At 68.4% G+C, this 15572-nt stretch carries 15 protein-coding genes; 7 read left to right on the forward strand and 8 right to left on the reverse strand.

The window, feature by feature from the left end; translation table 11 throughout:
- Together WBL05_RS01520 and WBL05_RS01525 are read right to left on the reverse strand one after the other, a co-directional pair.
- A partial coding sequence (locus tag WBL05_RS01520; RefSeq protein WP_424223291.1) for a right-handed parallel beta-helix repeat-containing protein occupies positions 1–649 on the reverse strand: 649 nt, incomplete at its 3' end.
- Between the two features lie 102 nt (positions 650–751).
- Entirely contained in the window at positions 752–2089 is a 1338-nt protein-coding gene (locus WBL05_RS01525) for a right-handed parallel beta-helix repeat-containing protein (RefSeq protein ID WP_424223292.1), read from the reverse strand.
- Between the two features lie 199 nt (positions 2090–2288).
- Here WBL05_RS01525 and WBL05_RS01530 point away from each other — a divergent pair, with 199 nt between their 5' ends.
- Complete coding sequence (locus tag WBL05_RS01530; protein ID WP_424223294.1) at positions 2289–3236, forward strand: glycosyltransferase family 2 protein; 948 nt, start codon at positions 2289–2291, stop codon at positions 3234–3236.
- Between the two features lie 12 nt (positions 3237–3248).
- On the opposite strand, the gene WBL05_RS01535 is transcribed toward WBL05_RS01530, so the two are convergent.
- Positions 3249–4337 (reverse strand): GNAT family N-acetyltransferase, encoded by a 1089-nt coding sequence (locus WBL05_RS01535; protein WP_424223295.1) that lies wholly within the window; start codon positions 4335–4337, stop codon positions 3249–3251.
- 178 nt (positions 4338–4515) lie between these two features.
- Between WBL05_RS01535 and WBL05_RS01540 the strand changes: the two genes are divergently transcribed.
- From WBL05_RS01540 to WBL05_RS01560, 5 genes are read left to right on the forward strand one after another with little or no spacing between them, the layout of a single operon-like run.
- Positions 4516–5724: a Coenzyme F420 hydrogenase/dehydrogenase, beta subunit C-terminal domain gene (locus WBL05_RS01540; protein WP_424223296.1), complete on the forward strand. Its 1209-nt coding sequence runs from the start codon at positions 4516–4518 to the stop codon at positions 5722–5724.
- 11 nt (positions 5725–5735) lie between these two features.
- Positions 5736–6380, forward strand: a complete 645-nt coding sequence (locus WBL05_RS01545) for a CatB-related O-acetyltransferase (protein WP_424223298.1) — start codon at positions 5736–5738, stop codon at positions 6378–6380.
- Between the two features lies 1 nt (position 6381).
- Entirely contained in the window at positions 6382–7599 is a 1218-nt protein-coding gene (locus WBL05_RS01550) for a polysaccharide pyruvyl transferase family protein (protein WP_424223300.1), read from the forward strand.
- Between the two features lie 26 nt (positions 7600–7625).
- Positions 7626–8393, forward strand: coding sequence for a hypothetical protein (locus tag WBL05_RS01555; protein ID WP_424223301.1), 768 nt, complete (start codon positions 7626–7628; stop codon positions 8391–8393).
- Positions 8377–9786 carry an O-antigen ligase family protein gene (locus WBL05_RS01560; protein ID WP_424223302.1) on the forward strand — a complete coding sequence of 470 codons (1410 nt, stop codon included), beginning with the start codon at positions 8377–8379 and terminating at the stop codon, positions 9784–9786. Before WBL05_RS01555 ends, WBL05_RS01560 begins: the two co-directional genes overlap by 17 nt.
- On the opposite strand, the gene WBL05_RS01565 is transcribed toward WBL05_RS01560, so the two are convergent.
- Both WBL05_RS01565 and WBL05_RS01570 read right to left on the reverse strand, forming a co-directional pair.
- Positions 9745–10422 (reverse strand): polysaccharide deacetylase family protein, encoded by a 678-nt coding sequence (locus WBL05_RS01565; RefSeq protein WP_424223304.1) that lies wholly within the window; start codon positions 10420–10422, stop codon positions 9745–9747. The genes WBL05_RS01560 and WBL05_RS01565 overlap by 42 nt on opposite strands.
- On the reverse strand, positions 10419–11771 hold the full coding sequence (locus WBL05_RS01570; RefSeq protein ID WP_424223305.1) for a glycosyltransferase family 4 protein: 1353 nt from the start codon (positions 11769–11771) through the stop codon (positions 10419–10421). The genes WBL05_RS01565 and WBL05_RS01570 overlap by 4 nt, the downstream gene beginning before the upstream one ends.
- Before the next feature lie 186 nt (positions 11772–11957).
- Between WBL05_RS01570 and WBL05_RS01575 the strand changes: the two genes are divergently transcribed.
- Positions 11958–12839: a glycosyltransferase family 2 protein gene (locus tag WBL05_RS01575; RefSeq protein ID WP_424223306.1), complete on the forward strand. Its 882-nt coding sequence runs from the start codon at positions 11958–11960 to the stop codon at positions 12837–12839.
- A gap of 24 nt (positions 12840–12863) precedes the next feature.
- Here the strand turns inward: WBL05_RS01575 and WBL05_RS01580 are convergent, their stop codons facing one another.
- The 3 genes from WBL05_RS01580 to WBL05_RS01590 all read right to left on the reverse strand — a co-directional run bounded on the left by WBL05_RS01580 (position 12864) and on the right by WBL05_RS01590 (position 15330).
- Entirely contained in the window at positions 12864–13679 is an 816-nt protein-coding gene (locus WBL05_RS01580) for an SDR family oxidoreductase (protein ID WP_424223307.1), read from the reverse strand.
- Between the two features lie 242 nt (positions 13680–13921).
- Positions 13922–14611, reverse strand: a complete 690-nt coding sequence (locus WBL05_RS01585; RefSeq protein WP_424223308.1) for a dienelactone hydrolase family protein — start codon at positions 14609–14611, stop codon at positions 13922–13924.
- 17 nt (positions 14612–14628) lie between these two features.
- Positions 14629–15330, reverse strand: a complete 702-nt coding sequence (locus WBL05_RS01590) for a SagB/ThcOx family dehydrogenase (protein WP_424223310.1) — start codon at positions 15328–15330, stop codon at positions 14629–14631.
- Between the last annotated feature and the right edge of the window lie 242 nt (positions 15331–15572).

Here is a 15572-nt window from a genome sequence, read left to right on the forward strand (position 1 = left end):
GCAGCGCGGCGTTCATCGGGTCGTCGGTGGACGCCACGTAGATCTGCAGGTTGTTGCCCCGCAGGGTGATGTCATCACCGCGTCGGATCTGGATCGAGTCGTGGTGCCCGCCCTCGTGCCGGGCAAGATCGTGGATGTAGGAGTACTCCACCGTCACGGCGTCGGCCGAAATGCGGATCCCGTCCTCGGCGGAGTGGATGTTGGCATTCCGGACGGTACCGCTGCCGCCGTCGAAGTAGATGCCCTTGCCGGTGCTGCCCATGTTGTGGACCTCGACGTGCTCGATCAGCGCCCCGGTCACACCCTCGGTGACGTGGATGGGATAGGTAGGGGTGTCGGTTCGCACCAGGGTGTTGCGGATGGTCACGTTGTTGGCGGCGATCTTGATCTCGCCGGTGACGTGCAGGCCCTCGACGACGCTGCCATCCTGGGTGACGGTGATGCTGCCGGACGGCTGCAGTTCCACGCCCTGTGGCACCCCTGTGGTGCCGGCATCGGGGAACTGGCGAACCTCGGATCTGGGCGCCATCATGGCGCGGACTTCCTCGGCCAGGCGCGGCGCGAACAGCCCGGCGACGAAACCCAGCGCGAACGCCACCGTCACAAGACCGGCGATCAGCCAACCCGAGCGACTGGAACGCTGTTTCACCTTGTCCATTGTGCCTGACAGGGCCACCGGAGGGGACGGCCGAGGCCTGCACCGCTCAGGATGCAGGCCTCGGCCAGGGACTGATTGCTGGGACTGAACCGATCAGCGAGCGGGCAACCCGGTGTCGTGCCAGACGTTGGTGTCGTCCCAGACGCTGTTCTCCAGGTTCCCGGCGACACCGTAACGGAAGTCGCGGCCGAACCGGTTGCCGGAGTACACCGCGCTGTCGACCTCACCGCGGCCGCCGCCGTTGATGGTGAAGTTGCCACCATTCATCAGGTTGTCCACCACGCGCAGGTTGGAGATCTGGTTGGTCCCGATCAGTGAGCCGATCTGCAACGCGGCGTTCATCGGGTCGTCGGTGGACGCCACGTAGATCTGCAGGTTGTTGCCCCGCAGCGTCACGTTGTCACCCTTGCGGATCTGGATCGAGTCGTGGTGACCGCCCTCGTGTCGGAACAGGTCGTGGATGTAGGAGTACTCCACCGTCACGTCATCAGCCTCGACCCGTACGCCGTCCTCCGCCGAGTGAATATCGGCGTAGCGAACGGTGCCGCTGCCACCGGCGAAGTAGATGCCGATGCCGGTGCCGTTCATGTTGTCGACCTCGACGCGCTCGATCAATGTGCCGGTGACCCCGCTGGTCACCTTGATCGGGTAGGCGGGGGTGTTGGACTGGATCAACGTGTTTCGAATCGTCACGTTGTTGGCCGAGACGGTGATCTCGCCCCGGACGTGCATCGCGTCGATGACCGCACCGTCCTGGGTGACATTGATGCTGCCGGACGACTGCAGTTCCACTCCCTCGGGAACACCGGTGTTGCTGGCGTCCGGGAAGCCGGAGAACTCAGGAGCAGCCGGCTCGGGCGCCGGGCTCGGGGTCGGGGTGGGCGTCGGGCTCGGGGTCGGGGTGGGCGTGGGAGTGGGGCTGGTCACCGGATCGGAGTCGACGTTGGAGTAGGGGACGCCGTCGATCGTGCTGTTGGTGATGGTGGCCGGCTTGGCCGCGGAGAACATGAAGTCATTGCGGCAGCCCTCAAGGTCGACACCATCAGCGGTGTAGTTGCCCGGCATGATGCCGTTGGTCTTGTTCGGAACCTGGCACAGAACCTTCGAGTTCTCGATGCGGGTGCCCTCGGCCCCGTCGTAGATGCGGATGCTGTGATAACCGGAGTACTCCACGATCGTGTTCTTGATCGTGACGTTGTCGGCACGCACATCGATGGAACCCTTGGCATACTTGCCGTCGATCACGGTGCCGTCCTTGCGGACGATGATCCGGCCGGAGGAGTCCAGGCTCGCGGGGTCCAGCTCGGCGGCGGACGCGCTGGCCGGGACCAGCGCGAAGGTGGCCGCGACGGCCAGGGCGCTGGCCGCCAACCCGAATCGGGCGATGGGGGAACGCCCAGCCGTGGTGCGCCCCGTCAATGGTGGGGTCATGGTGTGAATCCTTTCGTGGCGGCACCCTGCCGCACGGGGATAGTCGACGCTTGTTCGGTTCTTCTTAAACGAAAGCTTAAGAATGCCTGAGAAATGCTAACCCACTCTTAGATAGAAGTCCACCCCAAGCCGCCCCCGGTCGGCCCAACACAGGGGAACAAGCCTTGTGTTACGCTCGCGACTAGCCCGGGAGGTTGGGATGCAGCTGGCAACACCTGACGTGTCCGTCGTCATCGTCAACTGGAACACCCGTCAGTATCTGCTCGACGTCGTCGCCTCGCTGAACGAGCAGACAACCGTCCCGTTCGAGGTCATCGTGGTCGACAATGGCTCCAAGGACGGCTCCCAGGCTGCCCTGCGGGATGCCCATCCCGAGGTCGTCCTGATCGAGAACGGTGCGAACCTGGGCTTCGCCAAGGCCAACAACATCGGCTTCCGGCGGGCGCGGGGACGTTACCTTTGCCTGATCAACACCGACGTGATCGCGCTCGACCACGTGGTGGACAGGATGGTCGCCCACATGGACGCCAACCCCGACATCGGGGTGCTGGGGCCGCGCACCGTCACCCGCGATCTGGAGCTCCGCCAGAACTGCCGCCGGTTCCCCAACCTCACCAATGCCGCCGGCGACTACCTCTTCCTCTCCCGGCTGCTGCCGGCCGTCGAACGGTTCGAGGGACGCACCCTGCCGGCGTCCACCTACAGCTACACCCATGACGCCGAAGTGCTGTCCGGGTGCTTCATGATGGTCCGCCGGGAGGCGTTCGACCAGGTGGGACCGCTCGACGAGGCGTTCTTCTTCTACGGTGAGGACACCGACTGGTGCCGCCGGTTCCACGACGCCGGCTGGCGGATCGCCTACTTCGCCGATGCCGAGGCGATCCACTTCGGCGGTGGCAGCAGCAAGGCGTACCCGGTGCAGTACTACCTGACCATGGAGAAGGCGGACCGACTCTACTGGGCCAAGCACGCCTCGCTGCCGGCGCAGGTGGGGTACGTGCTGATGAAGTGCTTCTACCACGCCGTCTGCGTGGTGGGGTGGCTCTGGCCGGCGGCCGTCCGCCAGGACGACCAGGCCCGGCTCAAGCTCCGCGGCCATTGGACGAACCTTGTCTGGTTGGTGTCCGGCAGGTCACTGGCCGGCTGAGAACCGACTGGTTCAGACGTCGTTGCCGTCGCCCTGGGTGAGCCACCAGGCTTCCGCGTCGTACAGCAGCCGGTCGGGGTAGTCGGGGCTCAGCAGCAGCGGCATCTTCGCGCGGGCGATCAGCAGACCGGCGCTGCGCAGGCGTCGGTCGAACAGGCTGCCCAGGATGCTCCAGGCCTCGACCATCGCGCAACCGGCCGCGGCGCAGCGATCGACTGCCAGCCGGACCAGCAGCCGCAACGTGGTGGCATCGTCCCTGGCACAGATCAGGTCGACGATGTCACCGACCGGCAAGCCACGGCGGATTGTCTGCTTGGTGACGACGATGCCGCGCAGTTCGCCCTGGTGGTGGAGCGCCCACAACGAGTAGTCGTCCGGGTTGTCGACGTAGCGCCAGTTCAGGTAGGAGGCGTTACGAACCAGCGCGACCTGGTGGGTGGGGGCGATGGCGTCCCAGAGCTGGTCGGTCTCCGGCCCGAAGCGGGTGGGCTGGCTGACCGTCCAGCCCTTCGGCAGGTTGAGCCGCCGGCGTGGCCAGCGACTGAGCCGGGTCACCAGCTGCGGACCGAGTCGACGGACCAGCGCCGGCGAAACCGCGGCCAGCGCTGCCCGGGGGTCGATCAGCCGGGCCCGGAAGATCGGCTGGAACGGCTCGGCGTAGCCCCACTTGTTCTTGAAGATCGGGTAGGAGTTGACAGATGGGGTGACGTACCAGCCATCCACGCCGTGGTCACGGGCTTCGGCGAAGACTCGGTCGGCGCACTTTCTGATCAGGCCCATGCCCTGGTAGTCGGGGTCGGTGAACATGTCCATCGTCTTGCCGAGGCGAACGGTCCGTCCGCCCACCACGACCAGCTTGGGTGCCATGGCGAACGAGCTGACGATCCGGTCGCCGTGCCTGGCGAAGCAGCCGAAAGCCTGACCGGTCGGGTTGTCGAAGTACATCCACCGGTAGTAGGCGGGGCTCTTGTCACGCAGGTGGAGGTTGGCGCCATCGTCGCTCATGGCGGTGATCAGGCGGGAGATGCCATCGAGGTCTGCGGTGGAGAACGCGCTGAACTCGATCTGTTCAGCGATCTGTGCCCTGCTCGTCTCGGCCACGTGTCCTCCTCGAAGCCGCTGTTGGCCGTACTGATCAGCATATTGCCGAGACCGTTGAAGTCTCAAGAGTTCGGCCTCGAGGCCGTTGACCAGCGCGCTGGTTCGGGTGATGATCGGGGCTACGACCCTTCTCGAGCGTGCTGAGGCAGCAATGACGCGTACACATCCGATAGATCGAGTGCTCAGTGGCGGACTGTGCCTGGGCTGTGGCGGTTGCGCCCTGGTCGGCGCCGACCATGGGGTGACGATGGTCGACTACCCGCACGTGGGGCTTCGTCCGACGTGGTCGGGCGAGGTACCGCTCGCCATCAAGGACGAGATGATCGCCATCTGCCCGGGGGCCGCCATCGAGGCCCCCGCTGCCGGGCTGCCCAGGCCGACCGATCCGGACGAGATCGTGGTCGGCCCCGCCGTGCAGGTCTGGGAGGGATGGGCCACCGACCCGCAGGTACGCCGCGCCGCTTCCTCTGGCGGCGCTGTTTCCGCGCTGGCCGCCTATGCGGTCGAACAACTTGGCATGACGCTGGTGCTGCACGTCGCGATGGACCCCGTCCAGCCCTGGCGCAACAGGAACATCACCAGCACCAGCCTGGCCGAACTCCTCGACAGGGCCGGCTCGCGGTACGCCCCGTCGTCCCCGGTCGAGGCCCTCAAGGTGATCGAGGACAGCGACCGGCCCTGCGTCTTCATCGGTAAACCGTGCGACGTCGCGGCGGTGGCGAAGTTGCGCAGGGTTCGTCCGGCGCTCGATCGCAACCTGGGCCTGGTGCTGAGCTTCTTCTGCGCCGGTACCCCGAACACCGATGCCACGCTGAAGCTGGCAGGATCGCTGGGCTTCGCAGATCCGGACGCGATCACCAACGTGCGCTACCGCGGTGACGGCTGGCCGGGCGAGTTCCGGGTGCGCGACCGGTCGGGTCGGGAGGAGTCGCTCAGCTACGAGGAGTCGTGGGGGGCCCTCGCCGCGCGGCACCGCCAGCTGCGCTGCCACCTGTGCCCGGACGGTCTGGGCGAGCTGTCCGACGTGACCGGTGGGGACGCCTGGCACCGGCGCGACCAGGGCACCGACGGCGTCTCGCTGATCCTGGCCCGCACCCATCTGGGCCGCCGCACCGTCGAGGCCGCCATCGCCGCCGGCTACTTGACCGCAGACCCCAGCGACGTCCACATGGTCGTCAAGGCGCAGGGGCTGGTGAGGCGTCGCCGGCAGGTCGCGATCCGGATGGCTGCGCTGCGGATCTTCGGACGCCCGGTTCCCCGGTTCCGGGGCTTCCACCTCGCGGCGGCCACCGCCCAACTGCCGCCCACTGCGGTCGTCCGGGAGTTCGCGGGCATGATCAAACGTATAGTGACAAGGGGATACTGGCGGGCGGAAGCCCGCAACTGAGGAGGTTTCCGATGGACGTCAGCGCGCTGGCGCTATGGTTGTACGGCCGCGGCCGCCGGACGACGCGCGCCGCCGCGATCAGGCTGGCCCTGCAGACCGAGGGGGGCGAGTTCCGCTCCACCACCCTGCGCGAGATCTTCCGGCGCTACCACCGGGTGGACGTCGGCATGTACAGCCACGGTGGCTGCTTCGTGCCGCACCAGTTCGGACCCAACACGACCATCGGCCGGTACAGCTCGATCGCGCGGACGGCGTTCGCCGCCACCCTCAACCATCCGATGGACCGCAAGTCGATGCACGGCTACTTCTTCAACCCCAACCTCGGCTACGCCGACGAGGAGCGGGAGTACGACCCGCTGAGGATCGGCAACGATGTCTGGTTGGGCCACAACTCGATCATCCAGCCCGGCGTCAGCTCCATCGGCGACGGAGCGGTCATCGGCGCGGGGGCGGTGGTGGCCAAGGACGTGCCGCCCTACGCCGTCGTGGTCGGAAATCCGGGGCGGGTGGTCAGGTTGCGCTTCTCGCCGGAGACCATCGAGAAGCTGCTGGCGGAGAAGTGGTGGGACAAGGAGATCGACGAACTCGACATCACGGCTTTCACCAGGCCATGGCAGGAAGCAGCCGTCCAGAGCAGCGGGATCCGGGAAGGTTGACGTGCGGGTCGGGCTGATGGGCGTGCACTGCGACAACGCCAACCTGGGCGTGGTCGCGTTGGCCTACTCCGCGGTCGGCCTGCTGCACCGGGTGGTGCCGGGCGAGGCGGAGGTGGTCCTGTTCTCCGCGAACCGGCAGTCCGAGCTCGACCGGATGGCTGAGGTGCTCGGCGTCAGGAACAAGCGGTTCTGGGCAGCGCCGCTCTACCGGAGGAAGCCGGCGGTGCTGATGCAGTCGCTGGCCGACATGCGACGCTGCGACGTCGTGCTCGACTTCACTGGCGGCGACTCCTTCTCGGACATCTACGGCGCCAGGCGGCTGGTGAACAAGCTGCTCGACAAGCAGCTGGTACTGGCCTGCGGGGTGCCGCTGCTGCTGGCCCCGCAGACCTACGGTCCCTTCCAGCGCCGCGCACTGCTGCCCTGGGTGCGGCACGTCCTCAATCGGGCAACCCTGGTCGCCGCGCGGGACGACCTGTCCGGATCGTTCCTGGCCGAGCTGACTCGCCGCGAAGTGATCGCGGCCACCGATGTGGCCGTCACCCTGCCGTGGCAGCCGGGACTCTTCGACCTCCCCGACACCGACCTGCCGCGAGTCGGGTTCAACGTGTCCGGGCTGTTGTGGAACGGCGGGTACACCGGGGACAACCAGTTCAGGTTGCGTGCCGACTACCGGCAGTACTGCCACGATGTCATCGAGGGCATGCTCGCCGGGGGCTTCCAGGTGCACCTGGTGCCACACGTGATCTCGCGTGGGGACGCTGGCCGCGAGGACGATGCCGCGGCAGCCAGGCAACTCCTCGCCGAGTATTCCGACTGCGTCCTGGCCCCGCCGTTCACCACCCCGGTCGAGGCGAAGTCGTACATCAGCCGGCTGGACGCCTTCCTGGGTTCCAGGATGCACGCCACCATCGCTGCCTTCACCACCGGCGTGCCCACGATCCCGGTCGCCTACAGCCGCAAGTTCGCCGGCTTCTACCAGGGCCTCGGCTATCCAATAGTGGTGGACCTGACCGAACTTGCCACCACAGCGGCGAGCCGAATCTCCCTCGGGTACGTCCACGACCGCGGTCGGTTGGCCGAGCTGGTGGCAGCCGGACGCCTCCGAGCCGACGATCGGATCGCGGTCTTCACGAACCGGCTGGCCGAGTGGCTTTCCGGGCAAGCCAGCGGCGTGGCTCCGGCTGTTAGCCTTGACACCAAACAGTCCCCGGCGTGATGGGACAGCGGTAGATCGGAGACCTAGTGGACCTGGCGCAAGGAGTGCGCGTCCTGCTGCGGCGCTGGTTCATCGTGCTGATCGGCCTGGGGCTGACCCTTGGCGCGGCCTATTACGTCTACGAGCAGTCCCCGACGTCCTACGCCACCAACTCGCGCATGATCCTGCTGCTGCCGCCCGGCGCCCAAGGCGCCGAATTGCCCAACAGCCCTTTCATCTACCTGCCGGCGGGTTTGAACATCCTGGCGCAGCTACTGCGCACCGAGGCGGCCACCCATCGGTTCCAGGAAGGCCTGGTCGAGGACGGCTACACCGCCACGTTTGCGGTAGGTGTGGACGCGCGCGATCCGATCCTCACGGTGAGCGTCGAAGGCGGCGACCCCGACATGGTGCTGGAGACCCGGGACGAGGTGATCGAGCGGATCATCGCCGAGCTCGATCTCATCCAGGATGAGGAGCGGGTTCCCGATCGGCAACGGGCGCACATCCGCACCAGCGGGGTGGACGACGTTGCGCAGGAGATGGGCGGCAGCCGCCTGCAGGCCGCGGCCGGAACCGTCGCCGCGGGTAGCCTGGTGACCCTGCTGCTGACCTTCCTCATCGACCGCTGGGCGGTCAACCGGGCGGCCCGGAAGGGCAGGTCGGGCAGGCGTCCCGCCAGGCAGCGCAGGCCGAAGGACCGGTCCGCCAGGCAGGCAAGGTCGAAGCGGGCGCCCAGCCGGAGCGAACCGATGAAGCAGCGCGCCGCTGTGGCCAGGAGAAACGGGTCGACCGTCCATGCCGCGCAGCCATGAGGCAGGCACAGCTGCCGAGGCTGAGAAGGCGCCGGCCATCTCGGCCACCATCATCCCGATCGTCTACGCCGGGCTGTTGCTGATCATCCCCTCCCGGTTGGTGGTGCCGCAGATCGGCTCACCCGGTACCCCGGCCAACCTGTGGGCGATCGGTGGCCTGCTGGTGTGGATGGCCATGACGGTCGGTGGCCGCAATCCGGTGCGCGGGCTGACGCCGACCCGGGTCACGCTGACGCTGTTCGCCATCGCCGTTCTGATCAGTTTCGTGAACGGCAACTCGGCCGGCTGGTTCCAGCCGGCCGACATCCACCAGACCTCCGATGCGCTGTGGCAGGACGTCACCATGCAGGAGCTCAACACGGTGTTGATCAGCGCCGGCGACCGCGGGCTGCTCGCGCTGGCCGGTTGGGCCGGAGTGATGCTGATGACGTCGGAGTCACCGCGCCGGTGGGCAGACCTGGAGAAGATCGTCTCCTGGGTGGTGGGCTTCGCCAGCATCATCGCTGCGCTGGGCATCTACCAGTACTTCACCGGCGCGAACGTCGCCGCCTGGTTCAACATCCCGGGCCTGTCCACGCTGCGCGAACAGGTCACCTTCACCCGGTCGGAGGTCAACCGCGTCGTGGTGACTGCCGCCCACCCGATCGAGCTGGGTGTGGTCTCGGCAGCGATTTTCCCGCTTGCCCTCCATCGCAGCCTGCACGCAGGCCGGAGGCTGCTGCCCTGGGCGCAGACCGGGATGATCCTGGTGGTGCTGCTGATGTCGGTGTCACGCTCGGCCATCGTGGTGCTGGCAGTGGCGATGCTGGTGATGATCGCCGGTTGGCCGGCGCGCTGGCGACTCTGGGCGCTGGTTGTCACCCCAGTCGCGGCCGTGGCGCTCCGGGCCGCACTGCCCGGCCTGCTGGGCACCATCCGGGCCCTGTTCACCAACCTGGAGAACGATCCCAGCATCGCCGGCCGAACTGACGACTACGAGATCGTCAGCCGGATGGTCATGGAGCACCCGTACTTCGGGCAGGGACTGTTCACCTGGGTGCCGTTCTACTTTCGAACCATCGACAACCAGGCGCTGATGTTCGCCCTCGAACTGGGACTGGTTGGTTCGGCGGTGTTCGTGATCATGGTCGCCACCCACCTGCTGGGCGCGCTGCTGGCACGCACCCGAATCGACGACCGCCGCTCGCGACACCTGGCCCTCGCCATCGTCGCCGCCGCCAGCGGACTGCTGGCCGCCTACGTCACCTTCGACGCCATCAGCTTCCGGATGGCTGCCGGGATGACCTTCCTGTTGCTGGGGATGGCCGGCGCCGTGTGGGACCTGACCCGGCCGCAGCCGCAGGGTTCGAGGTCAGCGGTTCCGCTTGACCGCGCCGATCACCGTTCGGCCTAGCCGGCGCCAGGCTGGGGATTGCTCCGTGGCGAACCGGGTGATGGTGGCCGGCGTCCAGCCATCGCTGTAGGAATAGCGGGGTTGCAGCCAGGTGTCAGCGTAGGCCTGTCCGCCGTCGCTGGTGTAGACGCGTCGATAGCTGCGCAGTGCCCGCAGCACCCGCCGGTCATAACTGCCGAACGGGATCGCGAACTGGTCCACCGACCCGTCGGACGCCTCGGCCAGCGCGTCCCGGGAGGCCTCCGCCTCGCGGGCCAACTCACCTGCTGCCAGGCGTCGGAGGTCGACGTGCGACCAGCCGTGGCTGCCGATCGCCATCCCGGCCGTCCGCAGTTCCCGCAACTGGTCGGCGGCCAGGTAGCCGCGGCGTCCGATGCGACCGGCGCACGGATGGAAGGTGGCGGTCAGGCCCAGCTGCACCAGTACCGGCAGGGCATGCTCGACGTCGCTGGTGTTTCCGTCGTCGAAGGTGATCGCGACCGGGACGCCACGGTCGCGCAGGCTGGCGATCTCCCGGGCGAGAAGCGGCCAGGTCGTCGCCGGGCACCAGTAGGGCAACTCGGCGGCCGGGACATCGACGACCGGCTCGCCGATGCCGTGGAAGTTGAAGATCGTGAACTGCCCAGCCCGGTTCATCTGGTGCGTCCGCGGTTGACGATGTAGTCGCGCAGCTCGTCGGCGTCATGCAGGTCGACGTACGGGCGGCCCAGCTGGTCGGCACCCGCGGGCGGTTCACGGAAGCGCGACTGTCCGGCGTCCTGCCCACGACGGGCGTTGGTCAGCTCGTCGTACACCCCGACGTAGGCCCGGGCCTGCGGTCGCCAGTCGAGCTCGGAGGCGACCCGCCGGCGCGCCCGCAACCCCAGCTCGACGCGCAACTCCGGGTCGTCCAGCAGCCGCTCGACCGCGTCCGCGAACGCCACGATGTCGCCGCTGGGCACGTAGAGCACCGAGTCGCCGCCCGAGACGCGGGTCTCGAACAGGTCGAACGCAACCGAGGGTAGGCAGTAGGCCATGTACTCCATCGTCTTGTTCATCGTGGAGACGTCGTTCAACGGGGTCTTCAGGTCGGGGCCGAGCCCAATGTCGGCGGCGCTCAGCTGGGTGGCGATCTGGTCGCGGTCGACCCGCCCGGTGAAGGTGACCAGCGAGTCCAGACCCATCTCGGTGCACTGCCTGCGCAGGTCATCCAGGCAGTCGCCGAAGCCCATCAGGGTGGCGTGCACGTCCCGGCGTCCCCGCTGGCGCAACTCAGCCATCGCGTGCAGCAGTTGGTCCACACCGTCCTGTGGGCCCATGATGCCCAGGTAGACCAGCTCCTTGGTCTGCTTGTCGGTCGCCGGTGGCCGCAGCGGCCGCATCGCCCTGGTGTCCGGTCCGCTGCGCACCACTGTTGCGTGGCCGGGCTCCACTCCGCCCCGCTCGATCGCGACCCGGCGGTACGACTCGTTGGTGGACGTGACCCGGTCGGCGGTGCGGAAGGTCATTCTCTCCAGCCAGATCAGCCCGCGGTACAACGCCCTGGCCTTGATGCCGGTGGGTTCGCCGAACCGGGAGAGGTACAGCTCCGGGTTCAGGTCGTGGTGGTCGAAGAGGAACTTGACGCCGGCCAGCCGCCACAGCCTGCCGAGCAGCCAGAAGGTGTCGGGTGGGTTGCAGGCCTGGATGACCTGGAACGGCCGGCGGGCAGCGACCACCAGGGTGAGCAGCGCGGTGCGCAGCCAGCAGTAGATGAACTCGTAGGCGTAGCTGGGCAGCCCTTCGGCCTGCGGTGGCGGCGCGTACTTGTAAATGTGGACGCCGTCGATGACCTGCCGCCGCGGGTCACCCGGACCCTTCGGGCAGATGACGCTGACCTGGTAGCCGCTGGCGATCAGCGCCTGACACTCCAGCCAGACCCGCCGGTCGAGTGGGACAGGCAGGTTCTGGACGATGATCAGCACGTGTGGACCCCGGTCGTTGGCTCTGGTCACTGCCTCACCCATTCACTGATCCGACACCGCGCCCTCGTTTGGGCCCTCAGCATACGCAACCACAAGCGCGCACACCTGTGTTCGGGCAGTTGTTCGGGCTGCGGTGGCCCGGCCGCGGGGCCGCGCTGGCCCATGGCGCCGGAGTACCCTGCCACTAGGGGATTGACTTTGCCAGCAGGGTGTACCAAGCTCACTGGCATGTCGGTGGACACTCCCTGGGCCAGCGTCGTGATCGCTGCCCACAACGAGGCGTCCGTGCTACCGCGCACTTTGGGAACCCTGCTCGACGGCACCACGCCCGGGCAAGTAGAAGTTGTCGTGGTGCCCAACGCGTGCACCGACGGCACCGCGGCGCTAGCGCGCCGACCTGGCGTCCTGGTCATCGAGTTGGCGACACCTGGCAAGCCGGGGGCGCTCAACGCCGGGGACGCGGCAGCCACCGCCTTCCCGCGCGCCTACCTGGACGCCGACATCGCCGTGTCGGCTCAGGGGTTGAAACTGCTCGTGTCCGCGCTGCGGGACGGCACCGCACTGGTGGCGGTGCCCGATCGCCGCGTTGTGCTGACCGGGCGTCCCTGGCCGGTGCGGGCCTACTACGCGATCAACCGGCGTCTGCCGGTGTTCGAGCGGGGCCTGTTCGGGCGGGGCATGATCGTGATGAGCGAGCAGGGCCGGGCCCGCTTCGACACGTTTCCGCTGGTGGTGGCCGACGACCTGTTCCTCGACTCGCTGTTCGACCAGTCCGAGCGAACCATGGTTCGTGAGGTCGTGGTGGACGTGGAGGCTCCGTTGACCACGCGAGCCCTGGTCCGACGGCTGGAGCGGGTGCGCCGGGGCGCGGCCGAGGTGCGGGCGAGTGGCCGCGAGCAGGGCCGCTGGGTGCGCCCGGCTGATCGGTGGTCGTGGCTGCGCGACGTGGTGGTTCCCAACCCATGGCTGGCGCTGGCCGCAGTGGTCTACGTCACCATCACCGTGTGGGCTGCCGCCCGGGCGAAGTTCAGACGATCCGCCGGGGTGACCTGGGAACCGGATGACACTCGCCGGCAAGCGGAGCCGGGCCCGGCAGTCGGCAACGGCTGAGCCTTCTCCCCGGTTGGGGGCGCGTCAGACCGTCTGCCAGTCCCCTTCGGCCTCGTCGTGACCATGGGCTGCCATCAGCAGCAATCCGCCATCCACCACGTAGGACGCGCCGGTCACGTAGGACGCTCTGGGCGAGGCGAGGAAGGCGATCACCGAGGCGACCTCATTGACGTGCCCGGGACGCCCGGTGGGGTTGCCGGGGCGGTGGGTGTGGAAAGCTTCGGACTCGTCCTGCCCGGTCATCTCGGTGGAGATCTCACCGGGAGCCACCGAGTTGACGGTGATGCCGTGCCGCGCCCATTCGAGGGCCAGGTTCTTCGTCACCATGCCGAGGCCAGCCTTGGCGGCGCTGTAGGCGGTCGAGCCGACCCGCGGCACGTGCTCGTGGACGCTGGTCACGTTGATGATGCGGCCGCCATGGCCGTCGGCGAGCATCCGCCGGGCGGCCCGTTGGGCGAGCAGGAACGGCCCGGTCAGGTCGGTGGCGATCACCTGCGCCCAGTCATCTAGGGTGATGTCGAGCGCCATGGTGCTCGCCCCGGTGCCGGCCACGTTGACCAGAACGCCCAGTCCGCCGAGCTGATCGGCGAGGGTGTCCACCACGTCGCCCGCGTGGGGCGAGGCCGCGTCGAAGGGCGCGGTGAAGCAGCGTTGGCCGCGTTGCTCGATGCCCTGCCGGGTCTCACCAGCGCCCGCGGTGTCGGAGTGCACCGTGATGCCCACGTCGAATCCCTCACTGGCCAGCAGCAATGCGGTGGCCTGGCCGATCCCCGAGTCGGCGCCGGTGACGATGGCCAGGCCCGGGAACGGGCCCCGCGCGTCGATGTCGTTCTGGGTCATGGCGATCCACTACCCAGCCGTGGTGCGGTGAACCAGCCGGGTAGGGTCGCGCCTACCGATGACTGCGGAAGTTCGGAATGCGTAGTCGCTGCGCGATCCTCCGCATTGTCCAGGCTGAGCAGGCGGCGCACAGCCGTCTTGGCGTGGTCGAGGCGGACGGGGTCCCCGAACAGCAGCAGGCGGGCCGCTGCAGCATTGCGGAGGATCGCCCAGCGTACTCGCTGTGCGATCCTCCGCAGTGTTCAGGCAAGCAGCAGGTGTTGGCCGAAGAACCCGACCGTGCGGCCCCACGCGAGCGCCGCGGCGGCCGGGCGATAGGCGTCCGGACGGTCGTGCTCGGCGAACCAGTGCCCCGTGGCCGGGTAGCGGTGCAGTTCGTAGGGTCTTCCCGCGCTGCGCAGGGCCCGCTCCTGGGCAGCAACAGCCGAGGCCGAGACAAACGCGTCGGTCTCGGCGAGATGGATCTGGAACACCGCCCTGCTGGCGTGGAAGTCACAGGCCCGGGTGGCGTAGTAGACCACGACCGCGTCGATCGGCGGCACCTCCGGCCGCGCCTGGCTGGCCAGCCACATCGCCCAGTGGCCGCCCATCGAATAGCCGAGGACGCCGACCCGGGCTCCCGCCGGGTGTGCTGCGCGGGCGTCCTTGAGGACCGCCACCATGTGTCGCCAAGCCGGCACGCCGCGGCGCGTCCGGCGTAGCCGCTGGGCCTCGTCGGGGGTGTCGGCGACCTCGCCGCCGAACAGGTCGGGGGCCACCGCCAGGAAGCCCTCCCGCGCCAGGTCTCGGCACCGGTCGAGGATGGCGTCAGTCAGCCCCCACCACGGGTGCAGCACCAGCACGGCCGCGCGGACGGCACCGCGGGCCGGCACCGCGGTGAAGGCGGCCGGGCTGCGGTCTTCGTTCAACTGCGGGCATGTCGTGCTGCTCACGTCACAAGTGTGCCGCGTCAGGCCGGGTGGCCGACGGGGATGACGTAGTAGACCTGTTCGTCCGCCGGCAGATCGAGGACGCCGGCGACCTCCGCATCGTCGAATGCCCCGATGGTGACCATGCCGAGCCCGAGCACCTCGGCAGCCAGCGCCAGGTTCTGCCCGATGTGGCCGGCCTCGATCATCGCGAAGCGCTCCGACCGGACGCCGTACCGGTCCCGCAGCCGGTCGGGCGAACCGGCCACCACGATGCTCGCCGGGGCGTCGGCGATCGACTGCTGGTCGAGCGAGGCGGACGCCAGGTCGGCGCGCAGGTCACCCGTGCGGTGCGGCAGCAGTTGGTTGGCGGCTGGGTCGAACCGGTAACAGCCCTGGTCGAGGCCCGGCACGTTGCCGGCGACCAAGTAGAGCGTCATGGGGTACCGGCCGCCTGCGGAGGGCACTGCGCGTCCACCGTCGGACTGGACGCCGTAGCCGGCCCACAGCAGGCCGGCGACCTGGTCCAGTGTGACCGGCTCCGTGGTGTACTCGCGGGTGGATCGGCGTCCCTCGATCGGGTCGGCCAGCGTCGCATCGCCGGGCAGCTCCGGGCTGGGCAGGACCACGGCTGAGGCCTGGGCCGGCTGCGATGGTTCCGGCGCTGGGTCGTCCGCTGTGCAGGCGGTGAGCATGGTGGCGGCGATCAGGGCAGCGGGCAGCAGTTGGCGGTTGCGCTTCACGTTTCACCAGATCCAGGATCGGGGACAGGGCGAGCAGCACGCATGATCAGCATGACGATGCCTCGAACCGCGAGGGCCCGGCCCTCTCCACCCACTGCCTGGCGTCCCGACATGGCTCAGCCCGGACCGACTCGTGTTTCTACCTCGAGCCCGAACCCGGCCAGGTCGGCAAGGAACGGGGCCGGGTCGACCAGATGCGCCTGCAGGTGCAGGCCGGGCTTGCGGAGGGTGCCGTCCAGCAT

It is taken from the genome of Brooklawnia sp., from assembly GCF_049651565.1.
Taxonomy (GTDB): Bacteria; Actinomycetota; Actinomycetes; order Propionibacteriales; family Propionibacteriaceae; genus Brooklawnia.

Coding starts and splice junctions, on each gene's coding strand:
- WBL05_RS01525 (WP_424223292.1), bottom strand. CDS start 2,089: ATGACCCCACCATTGACGGGGCGCACCACGGCTGGGCGTTCCCCCATC.
- WBL05_RS01530 (WP_424223294.1), top strand. CDS start 2,289: ATGCAGCTGGCAACACCTGACGTGTCCGTCGTCATCGTCAACTGGAAC.
- WBL05_RS01545 (WP_424223298.1), top strand. CDS start 5,736: ATGGACGTCAGCGCGCTGGCGCTATGGTTGTACGGCCGCGGCCGCCGG.
- WBL05_RS01560 (WP_424223302.1), top strand. CDS start 8,377: ATGCCGCGCAGCCATGAGGCAGGCACAGCTGCCGAGGCTGAGAAGGCG.
- WBL05_RS01565 (WP_424223304.1), bottom strand. CDS start 10,422: ATGAACCGGGCTGGGCAGTTCACGATCTTCAACTTCCACGGCATCGGC.
- WBL05_RS01570 (WP_424223305.1), bottom strand. CDS start 11,771: ATGGGTGAGGCAGTGACCAGAGCCAACGACCGGGGTCCACACGTGCTG.
- WBL05_RS01575 (WP_424223306.1), top strand. CDS start 11,958: ATGTCGGTGGACACTCCCTGGGCCAGCGTCGTGATCGCTGCCCACAAC.
- WBL05_RS01580 (WP_424223307.1), bottom strand. CDS start 13,679: ATGACCCAGAACGACATCGACGCGCGGGGCCCGTTCCCGGGCCTGGCC.